This window comes from Streptomyces sp. NPDC007896 (genome assembly GCF_042959425.1).
Classification (GTDB): domain Bacteria; phylum Actinomycetota; class Actinomycetes; order Streptomycetales; family Streptomycetaceae; genus Streptomyces.
Genome location: NZ_JBIBKX010000010.1, coordinates 318865 through 333356 on the forward strand (window position 1 = coordinate 318865; position 14492 = coordinate 333356).

Consider the following 14492-nt stretch of genomic DNA (forward strand, 5'->3'; position numbering starts at 1 on the left):
GACTGCGGAGGGTGCCCGAACCCGGCTACGCGCCCGTCGTAAGGACCACGTTGCCCAGGGGTTCCTGGTTCACGAAACGATTCAACTGCGCGGTCAGAAGCCGCTTGGCGCGCGGCAGGAACGCGGAGGTGGGGCCGCCGACATGGGGGCTGATGAGCACGCCGGGCGTCTGCCACAAGGGATGTCCCTGGGGCAGCGGCTCCGGATCGGTGACGTCGAGGGCCGCGGTGAGGCGTCCGCTGTCCAGCTCGGCGAGCAGCGCCTTGGTGTCGACGACCGGCCCACGGGCGACGTTCACCAGCAGCGCGCCGTCCTTCATCCGGGCCAGGAACTCGGCGTTCACCAGGCCCCGTGTGCTGTCGGTGAGGGGCGTGGAGAGCACCACGACGTCGGCCTCTGGGAGCAGTGCGGGCAGTTCCGTGAGTGGGTGCACCGGACCGCGCGCCGTGGTGCGCTCGGAGCGCGCGACGCGCGCCACCCGCGCCACTTCGAAGGGCGTGAGCCGGTCCTCGATCGCGGACCCGATCGAGCCGTAGCCCACGATCAGTACGGACTTGTCGGCCAGCGCCGGATGGAATCCGGAGTGCCACTCCCCCTTGTCCTGCGCCCGTACGAAGTCGGGGACGCCCCGCAGCGAGGCGAGGATCAGCGTGAGCGCGAGCTCGGCGGTGCTCGCCTCGTGCACTCCACGGGCGTTGCACAACTGCACGCCCGGGGGCAGGGACTGCACGCCCTTCAGGACGTGGTCGACCCCGGCGGAGAGCGTCTGCACGACCCGCAGGGAGGTCATTTCGGCCAGCGGCCGCTGCCCTACGCCGAGCGCCTTCATATAGGGGACGACGTAGAACTCGCAGTCGGCGGGATCCGCGGGAAACTCCTGGTCGCCGTCCCAGAAGCGGTAGCTCAGGCCCTCGGGGAGGCCCTCGATCTCGTCGGCGTGAAAGGGAAGCCACACATCGGAAGTCATGGTCAGGAGGCTATGCCAGGTGCCTGGTCGCGCAGAGGTTAGGTTGGGGTGCCGGGAGAAGGAGGGTCAGGGCCAGGTGGAGCGCAGGACGATCGGCGCGGCAACGCTCGATGTGGGGGCGATCGGGCTCGGGTGCATGCCGATGAGCTGGGCGTACACCTGTTCGCGACAGCGCGGTGAGGAGTCGCTGCGCGCGGTGCACGCGGCGCTCGACCGGGGGTCGACACTGCTCGACACGGCGGACATGTACGGGCCCTTCACCAACGAGCTGCTGGTGGGGCGGGTGCTGAAGGAGCGGCGCTCCGAGGCCTTCGTGTCGACGAAGGTGGGACTGCTGGTGGGCGAGCAGCACATCGTGGCCAATGGGCGCCCCGGCTATGTGAAGCGGGCGTGCGACGCGTCGCTGCGCCGCCTCCAGACCGATGTGATCGACCTGTACCAGCTGCACCGCGCGGACCCGGAGATTCCGGTCGAGGAGACGTGGGGCGCGATGGCCGACCTGGTGTCGGCCGGAAAGGTGCGCTCGCTCGGGCTGTGCGCGGTGGGCGCCCGGTCCGCCCGTCGCTCCGGGGGGCGGCTGCACGACGGAACGATCCGGCAACTGGAGCGGGTGCAGCAGGTCTTCCCGGTGAGCGCGGTGGAGGCTGAGCTGTCGGTGTGGTCGACGGAGGCGCTGGACGCGCTGCTGCCGTGGTGTGCGGCGCGCGGGGTGGGCTTCCTGGCGGCGATGCCCCTCGGCAACGGCTTCCTGACCGGCACCCTCACCCCGGGCGAGGGGTTCGAGCCCGATGACCTGCGCGCCCGCCACCCCCGCTTCACGGCCGAGATGATGGCCGCGAACCAGCCCATCCTCGTCGGGCTGCGGCGCATCGCCCGGCGCCACGGCCACCTCGGGAACCCGGTCACGCCGGCCCAGGTGGCGCTGGCCTGGGTGCTGGCCCAGGGGCGGCACGTGGTCCCGGTGCCGGGCGCCAAGCGGGAGCGGTGGGTCACGGAGAACGCGGGCGCGGCCGGGCTGCGGCTGACGGCGCAGGACCTGGCGGAGGTGGCGGCGCTGCCGGGGGCACGGGGGTCCTGGGACTGAGGCCCCGCTCCGGAGGGACCGGGTGTCCGGGTTCGGGAACCCCTGGGACTCGCGCGGTGTATGAACAGTAGGACCGCCGCGTCGAAGGGACCTCTGATCGTGCAACGTCGAGTGATGAAGGCCGTGTTGGCCGCGGCAGCGCTGGTGGTGACGGCCGGCTGTTCCTCCGGTGGCGGAGGAGGGGCGCCGATCGGCGGCCTGAGCCCGTCGTCGAGCGGTACGGGGACGGGGGCGTCGTCCGCCCCGCGGGCCACCGAGACGGCCGCGCCCGCCAAGGGCTCGGTGAAGGTGGTGCGCACCGTCACCGAGGACCTCAAGTCGCCCTGGGGCCTGGCACCGCTGCCGGAGGGCGGCCTGCTGGTGTCCTCGCGGGACGAGGGGACGATCACGCGGGTCGACGAGGAGACGGGCAGGAAGACCGAACTGGGCCAGGTGCCCGGCGTGGCCCCCGCCGGCGAGGGCGGCCTCCTCGGCATCGCGCTCTCCCCCGCGTACGCCTCCGACCACATGATCTACGCGTACTTCACGACGGCCTCGGACAACCGCATCGTCCGCATGCTGTACGACGAGAAGAAGCCGTCCGGGGAGCAGCTCGGGGCGCCGGACACGATCTTCAAGGGCATCCCCAAGGGGATGATCCACAACGGTGGGCGGATCGCCTTCGGTCCGGACCGGATGCTGTACGCGGGGGCGGGCGAGACGGGTGACCGGGGGCAGGCCCAGGACACGAAGGCGCTGGGCGGCAAGATCCTGCGGATGACGCCGGACGGCGATCCCGCGCCCGGCAACCCCTTCGACAACTCGGTGGTCTACTCGTACGGCCATCGCAATGTGCAGGGCCTCGCCTGGGACGACAAGCAGCGGCTGTGGGCCTCCGAGTTCGGCCAGGACACCTGGGACGAGCTGAACCAGATCAAGCCGGGCGACAACTACGGCTGGCCGGTGGTCGAGGGCAGGAGCGGCGACCCCAAATACCACAATCCGGTCGCCCAGTGGCACACGGATCAGGCCTCCCCGAGCGGTATCGCCTATGCCGAGGGCTCCATCTGGATGGCGGGGCTGCGCGGCCGGCGTCTGTGGCGCATCCCGTTGAAGGGCACGGAGGCCGCCGCCGCCCCGCAGGCCTTCCTGAAGGGCGAGTACGGCCGGCTGCGCACGGTGGTCCCGGCGGGCGGCGACAAGCTCTGGCTCGTGACGAGCGAGACGGACGGCCGCGGCAGCCCCGGGAAGGGCGACGACAGGATTCTGGAGCTGGAGGTGAAGTAGGCGTCCGGCCTCAGGACTCGTCCGGTTCCGACACGGGTTCCTCCCCCGTGGCGTCCCGCCCGTCCTCCTGCTCCTGGTCTCGCTCCTGCTTGGGCAGCCGTACGACCACCTTGCCGGAGGTCAGGTCTATGGGGCCGCGGCCCGGGTCACCGTCGTTCAGGTCCACGCGGCTCAGTTCGAGTCGCTTGCGTTCGTCGTTGGTGTGCTTGCGGCCTGGTGCGAAGAGCTCCTCGAACATGTTGAACACGGCGCCTCCCTCGGCCCGGGTCCGTACCAGCGTATGCCTCAGCCCGCCGTCCGGACGGTGGGGGCCTCCTGGGGGAACAGACGCAGTCGGTGCGCCAGCGCCGCCGCCTCGCCCCGGCCCGAGACGTCCAGCTTGGCCAGGATGTTCGAGACATGGACGCTGGCGGTCTTCGGGGAGATGAAGAGTTCCTCGGCGATCTGGCGGTTGCTGCGGCCGGCGGCGACGAGGCGCAGGACGTCGCGCTCACGGCTGGTGAGGCCGAGGGCCCCGGCCGGGTCGGCGGGAGCCGGGGCCGACGGCTCGGGGGCGCGGCCCAGGGCGAGGCGGGCCCGCTGGGCGAGGAGCGCGACGGCGTCGGCGAGCGGGCGGGCGCCGAGGTGGCCGGCCGCCGCCCCGGCCAGCCGCAGAAGCTCCGTGGCGCGGGCCCGGTCGTCCTCGTCGGCTCCCGAGATCAGCAGGGACTCGGCGAGTCGGTGACGGACACGGGCGAGGTCGTAGGGACGCTCCAGCGGTTCGAAGGCGGTGACCGCCTCGGACCATTCGTGCGGGTCGGCCGTGCCCTCGGCGCGGCGGAGCTCGGCGCGTACCCACCGTTCATGGGCGAGCCAGACGGGTGCTCCGGTGGCCAGGGACTTGGCGGCCTTGCGCAGCCGCTCCAGGGTCCCGGCGCGGCCCGCCTCGGCGACGGGCAGTCCGCGGGCGTCGGCCTCCGCGGTGGCGGCGGCGAGCAGCAGCGGCCAGCCGTCGCGCTGGGTGCCGGGCGGGAAGCCCGCGTCGAGGGTGTCCTCCAGGGCGGCGCGGGCGTCGAGGAGGCGTCCCTCTGCGGCGGCGACGCCGATCGCGGTGCGGACCAGGGGAAGCGAGTGCTGCGGCATGGGGTCGTGGGTGCCGAAGTGGGCGCGGGCGGCGGTGAGTTGACGTGCGGCCTCGGCGAGGTCGCCGCGGGCGAGCGCGAGATCCGCGAGGCGCATGGCACCACAGCCGGACGGTTTGCCGCTGAGGCCGACACCCAGGGCGTTGCGCGCGGCCTCCACGGCCTCGTCCCACTGGCCGAGCGCGTAGAGCGACTCCGAGAGGTTGCCCCACACCCAGGCCTCGGTGTCCAACAGCCCGGATTTACGGGCGAGTTCGATGCCCTCGCGCAGGACCGTGACCGCTTCCCGGGAGCGGCCGACGGACTCCAGGTGGGAGGGCAGGTTGATGTGGACGCGCCCCGTGACCATGGAGGGGGCGTGCCGGAGCACCCGTTCCTTGACCACGTACATCTCCGCGATGCCCGTCTCCACGTCGCCCGCGTCGACCATGAGGCCGCCGAGCGTGAGCCGGGCATTCAGCTCGATGTCCCGGGCGCCCACCATGCGCGCGTACTCCACGGCGCGCTCGGCGGCCGAGAGGGCGCCGGGACCCGGTTCGTGCAGACTGCACCAGGCGGCGACCATGGAGAGCACCTCGGCGTGCACCTCCGACGGCGGCAGGCCACGCACCAGGTCCTGGGCGGTGGCGAGCTCCGTCCAGCCGTCCCCGCGGGCCTGTGCCTGCACCAGGCGGGAGCGCTGGATCCAGAACCACGCGGCGCGCAGGGGGTCGTCCTCGTCCTCCAGGACGCGCAGCGCCCGCTTGGTGATCTTCAGGGCGCGCTCACGCTCCCCGCACAGCCGGCCCGCGACGGCGGCCTCGGCCATCAGGTCGAGGTAGCGCAGGGGGGTGGTGGCCGGGTCGCAGCCACAGGGTGGGAAGACCTCCACGTAGTCGATGGGGCGCAGCTCGTCCCGTACGGCTTCGGGGGTGGCCTCCCACAGCTCCATCGCGCGCTCCAGGAGCCTGAGTTGCTCGGAGTGGGCGTGGCGGCGGCGGGCCGCGACGGAGGCGTCGAGGACGGCGGGGAGGGCCTTGGCCGCGTCGTGCGCGTGGTACCAGTAACTGGCCAGGCGGGTGGCGCGCTCGTCGGCCGGGACGAGTGTGGGGTCGGCCTCCAGGGCTTCGGCGTAGCGGCGGTTGAAACGGGAGCGCTCACCGGGGAGCAGGTCGTCGCTGACGGCCTCGCGGACCAGGGAGTGGCGGAAGCGGTAGCCGTCACCGCCGGGTGAGGCGTGCAGGATGTTGGCGCCGACTGCGGCGCGCAGCGCCTCGATGAGGTCGTCCTCGGCGAGCCGGGCGACGGCGGCCAGCAGCGGGTACTCGACGGTGGAGCCGCCCTCGGCGACGATCCGGGCTATGCGCTGGGCGCTCTCGGGGAGGCCCTCGACGCGGACGAGGAGCAGGTCGCGCAGGGAGTCGGTGAGTCCCGTGCGGCAGCCCTGGTGGGCGGCGACGGCGAGCTCCTCGACGAAGAACGCGTTGCCGTCGGAGCGTTCGAAGATGTCGTCGACCTGGGCGGGGTCGGGTTCGTGGGCGAGGATGCCGGCGATCTGACGGCCGACCTCGGCGCGGCTGAAGCGGCCGAGTTCGATGCGGCGGACCGTACGGAGGCGGTCGAGTTCGGCCAGCAGGGGGCGCAGGGGGTGGCGGCGGTGGATGTCGTCGGCGCGGTAGGTGGCGATGACGACGAGGCGGCCGCTGCGCAGGGTGCGGAAGAGGTAGGCCAGCAGGTGGCGGGTGGAGGCGTCGGCCCAGTGCAGGTCTTCGAGGGCGACGACGACGGTGCGGTCGGCGGCGACGCGCTCCAGGAGGCGGGCGGTGAGCTCGAAGAGGCGGGCCATGCCCTCCTCGTCGGGCCGTCCGCCGCGGCCGGTCTCGCCCAGCTCGGGCAGCAGCCGGGCCAGCTCGTCCTCCTGTCCGGCGGCCGCGGCGGCGAGCTCGTCGGGGAGCAGCCGGCGCAGAGCGCGCAGGGCGGTGGAGAACGGGGCGAAGGGCAGTCCGTCGGCGCCGATCTCCACACAGCCGCCGCACACGAAGACGGCGCCCTCGCGGACGGCCACGGTGGCGAACTCCTCGAGCAGGCGGGTCTTTCCGACTCCGGCCTCACCGCCGAGCAGCAACGCCTGCGGCTCTCCCCCGGTGTTGAACTCCTGGGAGGTACCCCCAGTGACCGTACGGGCGAGCGCGTCGTGCAGGACGCCGAGTTCGTCGGTGCGACCGACGAACACCGGGCTGACGGACCTGGTTTCCACGGGCCCGAGCATCGCACAGGGGTCTGACAGTGCGGCACTGGTTATCGAGCGGGCGACCGCCACCCCGCTCGCCGGGAGGCGGCCGACCCCCGTACGGCCGCCCCCCGCCCCCGCGCTCATGCGGCGCGGGCGAACCGGTGCCGGCGGGGACGCGGGCTATGCGCCTGCCCCTCCGAGTCGTTCGACCCGGACTCGCGCGCGGCGGCGCGGCGGGCGGCGCGACGGCCACGGAGGACTTCCTGCGCCTGGCGGTGGTTCTGCGCCTCGCGGATCAGCTCGTTGGATCGCATCTGATGGAGCTCGTACTCGAACATGTCGTGTCCCTCGTGAGGAGTCGGTTTCGTCATCGCTTTCCGCGATGCCTCAACCTTCGTCTCCCAGGGGGGTGCGTCACATCGGGAGAGTTCCGCATCTTGCGCACGCGAAGGGCCTTAGGGCCGCCATAAGTGACTTACGGCAGCCCTAAGGCCCCTCAGAGGTACGGAGATCCAGCCGGAGATCCAGCCGGGGATTCAGCCGGTGGACGGCAGTCCGAGAATGATGTCGGAGTACTTGGCGACGGCGAGGACCAGGCCGATGACGCCGAGCGAGACGCCGGCCCAGGCGACCGACTTGATCCAGGCGGCCTGCGGCTTGCCGGGGGCCCCGAAGGCGGGCCGGACCAGGACCACGACGCCGACGATCAGCGCGGCCAGCGCGAAGAGGCCGCCGACCAGCGCGGTGGTCGCCCACGCGTCGCCGTAGACCTCCTTGACCTGCTTGGCGACGCTCGCGGTCGAGGAGGTCCCCAGCTGGCCGACGAGGGTCTCGCGGGCGGCGGCCACGGTGGCGACCCAGCTGCCGGTGAGGGACACGACGCCAAGGCCGGCGGAGACGACGGCGGCGGCGCCCTGGCCGACGCCGGGGGTGCCCTTCTCGGCCTCGGGGGCGTCCTCGCCCTCCAGTGCCTCGGCGTCGAGGTCGTCCTGGTCCTCGGCGTCCTCGGCTTCGGCGGTGCCGGTCTCCTCGACCTCGGCGTCCGGCGCCTCGTCGGTCTTGGTGACGTCCACGGTCTCCTCGTCGCTCTTTGCCTCGGTGCCGTTCGCGTCCACGGCTTCGTCAACTGTCTTGGTTCCCATGACCCGCACCGTACGGACGGAGTCTGAGAAGTCTCTTAATGATCGTTGTGAGCGACGGCCGAGATCATCGTTGCTCACGCGCGCGTGCCGCCCGCCACTCGGGCGCGAGCACCGACCAGACCTCCATGTCGAGGCGTACGCCCCGGTGGGGGTAGCTCTCCCGCAGCACCGCGTCCCGGGTCATCCCGAGCCGCCGGGCGCCGTTCACGCTCGGCACGTTCGCCGAGGCGGCGATCCACTCCACACGGTGGATCCCGCGCTCCTCGACCGCCCAGTCGATGAGGATCCGCATCGCCCGGGTGACCAGACCGCGTCCGGTGCCGGCGGGTTCCAGCCAGCAGCCGACCTCGCAGTTGCCGTGCTCGGCGTCGAAATTCAGGAAGAGCACCCCGCCCACGAGCTTCCCCTCCAGCCACAGGCCGTGCAGGGACCCGGTGTCGGCGGCGCGCATGTCGGCGTACCGCTGGAGTGTCTCCCGCGCGGAGGGCACGTCCGTGGCCTTGGAACCGAAGGGGATGTACTGCCCGATGAACTCCCTCCCCCGGTCCAGGTGCGCGAGAAACTCCTCCGCCTGCCAGGGCTCCAGGGGCCGCAGTTCCGCGCCGTCGTCACCCAGGGATATCGCGTACATCCTGCTGCCGCTCCTTCTCCAGCTCGTCCTCCAGTACGTCCGCCACCTCGGCGTCCGTCGCAGCGGCCAGCCTCTCATGGGCGGCTCGGCACTCGGGCGGTTCGACGCTGATGCGCGGCAGCCACCGGTCGAGCCGGCGGGGCAGCCACCAGTTGGCGCCGCCGAGCAGATGCATGAGGGCGGGGACCAGGAGAGTGCGCAGGACGAAGGCGTCGAGAGCGACGGCGGAGGCGAGGGCGATGCCGAACATGGCGATGACGCGGTCGCCGCTGAGCACGAAGGCGAGGAAGACCGAGATCATGATGACGGCGGCGGAGTTGATCACCCGGCTGGTCTCGGCGAGCCCGACCCGGACGGCACGGCGGTTGTCGCCGGTCTCCAGCCACTCCTCGTACATCCGGCTGACCAGGAAGACCTGGTAGTCCATGGAGAGCCCGAAGAGGACCGACACCATGATCACGGGGAGGAAGGGCTCGATCGGACCCGCGCGGCCGAGACCCAGCAGCTCGCTCCCCCAGCCCCACTGGAAGATCGCGACGACCACCCCGAACGCGGCGGCCACGGCGGCGATGTTCATCACGGCGGCCTTCAGCGGAATGCCGAGCGAGCGGAAGGCGAGCAGGAGCAGCACACACCCGAGGCCGATCACGACGCCCACGAAGAGGGGCAGTTTGCCGACGATGACGGCGGCGAAGTCGTCGTAGCTCGCCGTCACGCCGCCGACGCGCACGTCGAGCCCGGTGCCCGCCTCGACGCGCGGCAGCACCTCGGTGCGCAGCCGGTCCACGAGGTCGCTGGTCTGCTTCGACTGCGGCGCGGAGTGCGGGACGACGGTGAGGTACGCGGTGTCGCCCCCGGTGTCGTACGTCACCGGGGTCACCGAGGCGACCCCGGCGGTCGCCCGGAGCGTGCTGTCCAGGCTGTCGAGGGCGAGCCTGTCCTCGGCGCCGCCGACGTGGGTGACCAGGGTCAGCGGCCCGTTCACGCCCGGCCCGAAGCCTTCGGCGAGGAGGTCGTACGCCTGCCGGGTCGTCGTCGACCTCGGGTTGTTGCCCTGGTCGGAGGTGCCGAGATGGAGGGAGAGCGTGGGCAGGGCGAGCAGCGCCATGACGGCCACGGCGACCGCGCCGAGCAGCTTGGGGTGGCGCTCCACGAACACCGACCAGCGGGCGGCGAGTCCGGTGGGGAGCTCCGGCTGGGGCCCGTGCTCGTACAGTCTGCGCCGCTCGCGTCGGCTGAGGGCGCGCGGGCCGATGAAGGACAGCAGTGCGGGCAGCAGGGTCACGGAGGCCGCGACGGTGAGGACCACGGTCGAGGAGGCCGCGATCGCGACACCGTTCAGGAAGCTGAGCCGCAGGATGAGCATGCCGAGCAGGGCGATGCAGACGGTGGCGCCCGCGAAGACGACCGCGCGGCCGGTGGTGGCGACGGCGTTGCGGGCCGCCTCGGCCACGGCAAGCCCGCGTTTGAGCCCGCGCCGGTGCCGGGTCACGATGAACAGCGCGTAGTCGATGCCGACGCCGAGGCCGATCAGCGTGCCGAGCATGGGCGCGAAGTCGGCGACGGTCATCGCGTGCCCCAGGAGCACGATCGAGGCGTACGCCGTCCCGACGCCGACCAGGGCGGTGGCGATGGGCAGCAGGGAGGCGGCGAGCGAGCCGAAGGCGAGAAAGAGCACCACGGCGGCCACGACCACGCCGACGACCTCGGCGAGGTGCCCGCCGGAGGACTCCGTGAGCCCGATGGCGCTGCCGCCCAACTCCACCTGGAGCCCGTCGGTCTCGGCGGCCTTGGCGGCGTCGACGACGGCCTGCGCCTCGCTCCTGGAGATGTTGTCGGCCTGGCCGTCGAAGGTGACGGTGGCGTACGCCGTACGTCCGTCGCCGCTGATCCGGCCCGTGCCCTGCCCTTCGTAGGGGCTGACGACGGAGGCCACGCCGGGCAGGGCGGCGATCTCGTCGAGGGCGCGGGTCATGGTCTGTTCGACGGCGGCGGAGCGGACGGTGCCGGGGGTGGTCCGCCAGACGACGGTGTCGCTGTCGCCGCCGAGACCGGGGAAGCCCTGCTGCAGGAGCCGGTCGGCGCGGCCCGATTCGGTGCCGGGGGCCTCGTAGTTGTTCGAGTACGCGGAGCCCGTGACGGCCGCGGCGGCGCTCACCCCGCCGAGGGCGAGAAGCCACAGCAGAACGGTGACGAGGCGGTGCCGTACACACCAGCGTGCAAGGGCTGCCAACGGACAAGCTCCCTGAGTGATTTATGGATCTTTACCGGGAGTTGCCCGCAAAGAACGCATGACGAATACGTCATCACTCTTGCAGCCAGAAGCGATCGTTCTTCTCATTCGTGGGTCTGCTCACGAGAGTGCGAGTTAGTTCACACGACAATCCGATGAACTCTGTCGCACCAAGGGGCCCCGTGCACGCCTGGGGGGATGCATCGGAGCCGATGCATCCCCCCAGGTGGGTACTTGACGGGTACTCAGCCCTCGCTGACGCCCAGCTTCTCCAGGATGAGTTCCTTGACGCGGGCCGCGTCGGCCTGGCCACGGGTGGCCTTCATGACCGCGCCGACCAGGGCGCCGACCGCGGCCACCTTGCCGCCGCGGATCTTGTCCGCGACGCCCGGGTTGCCGACGATGGCCTCGTCGACGGCGGCGGTCAGCGCACCCTCGTCCGAGACGACCTTCAGACCGCGCTTGTCGACGACCTCGTCCGGGGTTCCCTTGCCCGCGAGCACGCCCTCGATGACCTGGCGGGCGAGCTTGTCGTTCAGATCTCCGGAGGCGACGAGCTGCGCCACCCGGGCGACCTGCGCCGGGGTGATGGGCAGGTCCTCCAGGGCCTTGCCCGACTCGTTGGCGCTGCGTGCCAGTTCGCCCATCCACCACTTGCGGGCGGACGCCGCGTCCGCACCGGCCTCGATCGTGGCGACGATCGGGTCGATGGCACCGGCGTTCAGGATCGACTGCATGTCGTGCGCCGAGACACCCCACTCCTCACGGAGGCGGTTGCGACGCGCGAGCGGCTGCTCGGGCAGGCCCGCGCGCAACTCCTCGACCCACTCACGGGACGGGGCGACCGGAACGAGGTCGGGCTCCGGGAAGTACCGGTAGTCCTCGGCCTCCTCCTTCACGCGGCCCGAGGTCGTGGACCCGGTGTCCTCGTGGAAGTGGCGGGTCTCCTGGATGATCGTGCCGCCGCTGTTGAGAACCGCGGCGTGCCGCTGGATCTCGAAGCGGGCCGCACGCTCCACGGAGCGCAGCGAGTTGACGTTCTTCGTCTCGGAGCGCGTGCCGAACTTCTCGCGGCCGTGCGGGCGCAGCGACAGGTTCACGTCGCAGCGCATCTGGCCCATCTCCATGCGGGCCTCCGAGACGCCGAGCGCCTTGATGAGCTCGCGCAGCTCGGCGACGTACGCCTTGGCGACCTCGGGGGCGCGCTCGCCCGCACCCTCGATCGGCTTGGTGACGATCTCGATGAGGGGGATGCCCGCGCGGTTGTAGTCGAGCAGGGAGTGCGAGGCGCCGTGGATACGGCCGGTCGCGCCACCCACGTGGGTGGACTTGCCGGTGTCCTCCTCCATGTGGGCGCGCTCGATCTCCACGCGGAAGACCTCGCCGTCCTCCATCTGTACGTCGAGGTAGCCGTTGAAGGCGATCGGCTCGTCGTACTGGGAGGTCTGGAAGTTCTTCGGCATGTCCGGATAGAAGTAGTTCTTCCGGGCGAAGCGGCACCACTCGGCGATCTCGCAGTGCAGCGCGAGGCCGATCTTGATGGCGGACTCGACGCCGGTCGCGTTGACGACGGGCAGCGAGCCGGGCATGCCGAGGCAGGTCGGGCAGGTCTGCGAGTTGGGCGCGGCGCCCAGCTCGGTGGAGCACCCGCAGAACATCTTGGTCTTGGTGCCGAGCTCGACATGGACTTCGAGGCCCATGACGGGGTCGTACGTCGCGAGAGCGTCCTCGTACGACACCAGCTCGTCGGTCGTGGTGGTCACGGTGAAAACTTCCCTCTCAGCCCAGCAGGACGTCGTCGTCGCCCAGGCGCCTGAGCTCCCGGTAGAGAATGGCGAGGCCGGTGACGATGGCGGCGGCGGACACGGCCGCGTCGATGAGTCGCAGCGTGTCGTGCTCCGTGCGGGCCTTCTTGGCCTGCTTGGCGACGCCTACGGCACCGAACGCGGTGGTCGCGATGGACAGGTACGTGCCGGACTTGGACTTCTTGAAGCCCTTGGCCTTGGTCAGAGCCTTACTCACAGCGACGGAGCCTCCTCGAGCAGCGGGTGCCCCCACTTTTCCACGAAGGCGGCCTCGACTGCGGCGCCGACCTTGTAAAGCCTGTCGTCCTTCATCGCGGGGGCGATGATCTGCAGACCGACCGGGAGGTTGTCCTCCGGGGCGAGACCGCAGGGCAGCGACATGGCGGCGTTGCCCGCCAGGTTGGTCGGGATGGTGCACAGGTCCGCGAGGTACATCGCCATCGGGTCGTCGGCACGCTCGCCGATCGGGAAGGCGGTGGTCGGCGTGGTCGGCGAGACGATGACGTCGACCTTCTCGAACGACTTCTCGAAGTCGCGCGTGATGAGCGTACGGACCTTCTGGGCGCTGCCGTAGTACGCGTCGTAGTAGCCGGAGCTGAGCGCGTACGTGCCGAGCATGATGCGGCGCTTGACCTCGGGGCCGAAGCCCGCCTCACGGGTGAGCGAGGTGACCTCCTCGGCCGACTTCGTGCCGTCGTCGCCGACCCGCAGGCCGTAGCGCATGGCGTCGAAGCGGGCGAGGTTGCTCGAACACTCGGACGGGGCGATCAGGTAGTACGCCGCCAGCGCCAGGTCGAAGGACGGGCAGTCCAGCTCGACGATCTCGGCGCCGAGCTCCTTGAGCAGGGCGACGGCCTCGTCGAAGCGCTGCACGACACCGGCCTGGTAGCCCTCGCCGCGGAACTGCTTGACGACACCGACACGCATGCCGGCGACCGAGCCGTTGCGGGCCGCCTCGACGACCGGCGGGACCGGGGCGTCGATGGAGGTGGAGTCGAGCGGGTCGTGGCCCGCGATGACCTCGTGCAGCAGCGCGGCGTCCAGGACCGTACGGGCGCAGGGACCGCCCTGGTCGAGGGAGGACGAGAACGCGACCATGCCGTAGCGCGACACCCCGCCGTACGTCGGCTTGACGCCGACCGTGCCGGTGACGGCGGCGGGCTGGCGGATGGAGCCGCCCGTGTCCGTGCCGATGGCGAGGGGTGCCTCGAACGAGGCGAGCGCGGCGCTCGACCCGCCGCCGGAGCCGCCGGGGATACGGGTGAGGTCCCAGGGGTTGCCGGTGGGGCCGTACGCGCTGTTCTCGGTGGAGGACCCCATGGCGAACTCGTCCATGTTGGTCTTGCCGAGGATGACGACGTCGGCGGCCTTCAGCTTCGCGGTCACCGTCGCGTCGTACGGCGGGATCCAGCCCTCGAGGATCTTCGAACCGACGGTCGTCGGGATGCCCTCGGTGGTGAAGATGTCCTTGAGCGCGAGCGGCACACCGGCCAGCGGGCCGAGCTTCTCGCCCCGCTCCCGCTTCGCGTCGACGGCGCGGGCCTGCGCGAGGGCGCCCTCGCGGTCGACGTGCAGGAAGGCGTGCACCTTCTCGTCGACGGCCTCGATCCGGGCGAGGTGGGCCTCGGTGACCGCGACGGCCGTGAGTTCGCCCGCGGCGATCTTCGCGGCGATCTCGGCCGCCGTCAGCTTGATGATGTTGACGTTGGTGTCCGTCATGGTGATTAGTCCTCCCCCAGGATCTGCGGCACCTTGAAACGCTGCTGCTCCTGGGCCGGGGCGCCGGAGAGCGCCTGCTCGGGGGTGAGCGACGGACGGACCTCGTCCGCGCGCATGACGTTCGTCAGCGGCAGCGGGTGAGAGGTCGGCGGTACGTCTTGGTCGGCGACCTCGCTGACGCGGGCGACCGCGCCGATGATGTCGTCGAGCTGGCCGGCGAAGTGGTCGAGCTCTTCGGCCTTCAGCTCCAGACGCGCCAGCCGTGCGAGGTGGGCGACCTCCTCGCGCGTGATGCCAGGCATGCAGCGATCC

Annotated in this window: 13 protein-coding genes; 2 read left to right on the forward strand and 11 right to left on the reverse strand. The window is 71.5% G+C overall.

Annotated features, from left to right (window positions below; translation table 11 throughout):
* Window positions 1-25 precede the first annotated feature (25 nt).
* Window positions 26-967 carry an NAD(P)-dependent oxidoreductase gene (locus ACFZDJ_RS31050; protein ID WP_390933658.1) on the reverse strand — a complete coding sequence of 314 codons (942 nt, stop codon included), beginning with the start codon at window positions 965-967 and terminating at the stop codon, window positions 26-28.
* Between the two features lie 76 nt (window positions 968-1043).
* Between ACFZDJ_RS31050 and ACFZDJ_RS31055 the strand changes: the two genes are divergently transcribed.
* Together ACFZDJ_RS31055 and ACFZDJ_RS31060 are read left to right on the forward strand one after the other, a co-directional pair.
* Entirely contained in the window at window positions 1044-2051 is a 1008-nt protein-coding gene (locus ACFZDJ_RS31055; RefSeq protein ID WP_390933659.1) for an aldo/keto reductase, read from the forward strand.
* 114 nt (window positions 2052-2165) lie between these two features.
* Window positions 2166-3317, forward strand: a complete 1152-nt coding sequence (locus ACFZDJ_RS31060) for a PQQ-dependent sugar dehydrogenase (protein WP_390933660.1) — start codon at window positions 2166-2168, stop codon at window positions 3315-3317.
* Between the two features lie 10 nt (window positions 3318-3327).
* Here the strand turns inward: ACFZDJ_RS31060 and ACFZDJ_RS31065 are convergent, their stop codons facing one another.
* The 10 genes from ACFZDJ_RS31065 to gatC form a co-directional block, all read right to left on the reverse strand.
* Window positions 3328-3555 (reverse strand): DUF6191 domain-containing protein, encoded by a 228-nt coding sequence (locus ACFZDJ_RS31065; protein WP_391063862.1) that lies wholly within the window; start codon window positions 3553-3555, stop codon window positions 3328-3330.
* A gap of 47 nt (window positions 3556-3602) precedes the next feature.
* A complete protein-coding gene (locus ACFZDJ_RS31070) occupies window positions 3603-6686 on the reverse strand; it encodes an AAA family ATPase (protein WP_391063746.1) in 3084 nt (1027 codons plus the stop codon).
* A gap of 104 nt (window positions 6687-6790) precedes the next feature.
* Complete coding sequence (locus ACFZDJ_RS31075; RefSeq protein ID WP_391063748.1) at window positions 6791-6988, reverse strand: hypothetical protein; 198 nt, start codon at window positions 6986-6988, stop codon at window positions 6791-6793.
* 198 nt (window positions 6989-7186) lie between these two features.
* The gene (locus ACFZDJ_RS31080) at window positions 7187-7792 is read right to left on the reverse strand and encodes a hypothetical protein (RefSeq protein ID WP_391063750.1); all 606 of its coding nucleotides are present in this window, start codon (window positions 7790-7792) and stop codon (window positions 7187-7189) included.
* 64 nt (window positions 7793-7856) lie between these two features.
* Window positions 7857-8423, reverse strand: a complete 567-nt coding sequence (locus tag ACFZDJ_RS31085; RefSeq protein WP_067370891.1) for a GNAT family N-acetyltransferase — start codon at window positions 8421-8423, stop codon at window positions 7857-7859.
* The gene (locus tag ACFZDJ_RS31090; protein ID WP_391063753.1) at window positions 8401-10656 is read right to left on the reverse strand and encodes an MMPL family transporter; all 2256 of its coding nucleotides are present in this window, start codon (window positions 10654-10656) and stop codon (window positions 8401-8403) included. Before ACFZDJ_RS31090 ends, ACFZDJ_RS31085 begins: the two co-directional genes overlap by 23 nt.
* A 245-nt stretch (window positions 10657-10901) precedes the next feature.
* Window positions 10902-12419, reverse strand: coding sequence for an Asp-tRNA(Asn)/Glu-tRNA(Gln) amidotransferase subunit GatB (gene gatB / locus ACFZDJ_RS31095; protein ID WP_391063756.1), 1518 nt, complete (start codon window positions 12417-12419; stop codon window positions 10902-10904).
* A gap of 16 nt (window positions 12420-12435) precedes the next feature.
* The gene (locus ACFZDJ_RS31100; RefSeq protein ID WP_101400827.1) at window positions 12436-12678 is read right to left on the reverse strand and encodes a hypothetical protein; all 243 of its coding nucleotides are present in this window, start codon (window positions 12676-12678) and stop codon (window positions 12436-12438) included.
* Window positions 12675-14180 (reverse strand): Asp-tRNA(Asn)/Glu-tRNA(Gln) amidotransferase subunit GatA, encoded by a 1506-nt coding sequence (gatA, locus tag ACFZDJ_RS31105; RefSeq protein WP_168511422.1) that lies wholly within the window; start codon window positions 14178-14180, stop codon window positions 12675-12677. The genes ACFZDJ_RS31100 and gatA overlap by 4 nt, the downstream gene beginning before the upstream one ends.
* 5 nt (window positions 14181-14185) lie before the next feature.
* Entirely contained in the window at window positions 14186-14482 is a 297-nt protein-coding gene (gene gatC / locus ACFZDJ_RS31110) for an Asp-tRNA(Asn)/Glu-tRNA(Gln) amidotransferase subunit GatC (RefSeq protein ID WP_010984178.1), read from the reverse strand.
* Window positions 14483-14492: the final 10 nt, after the last annotated feature.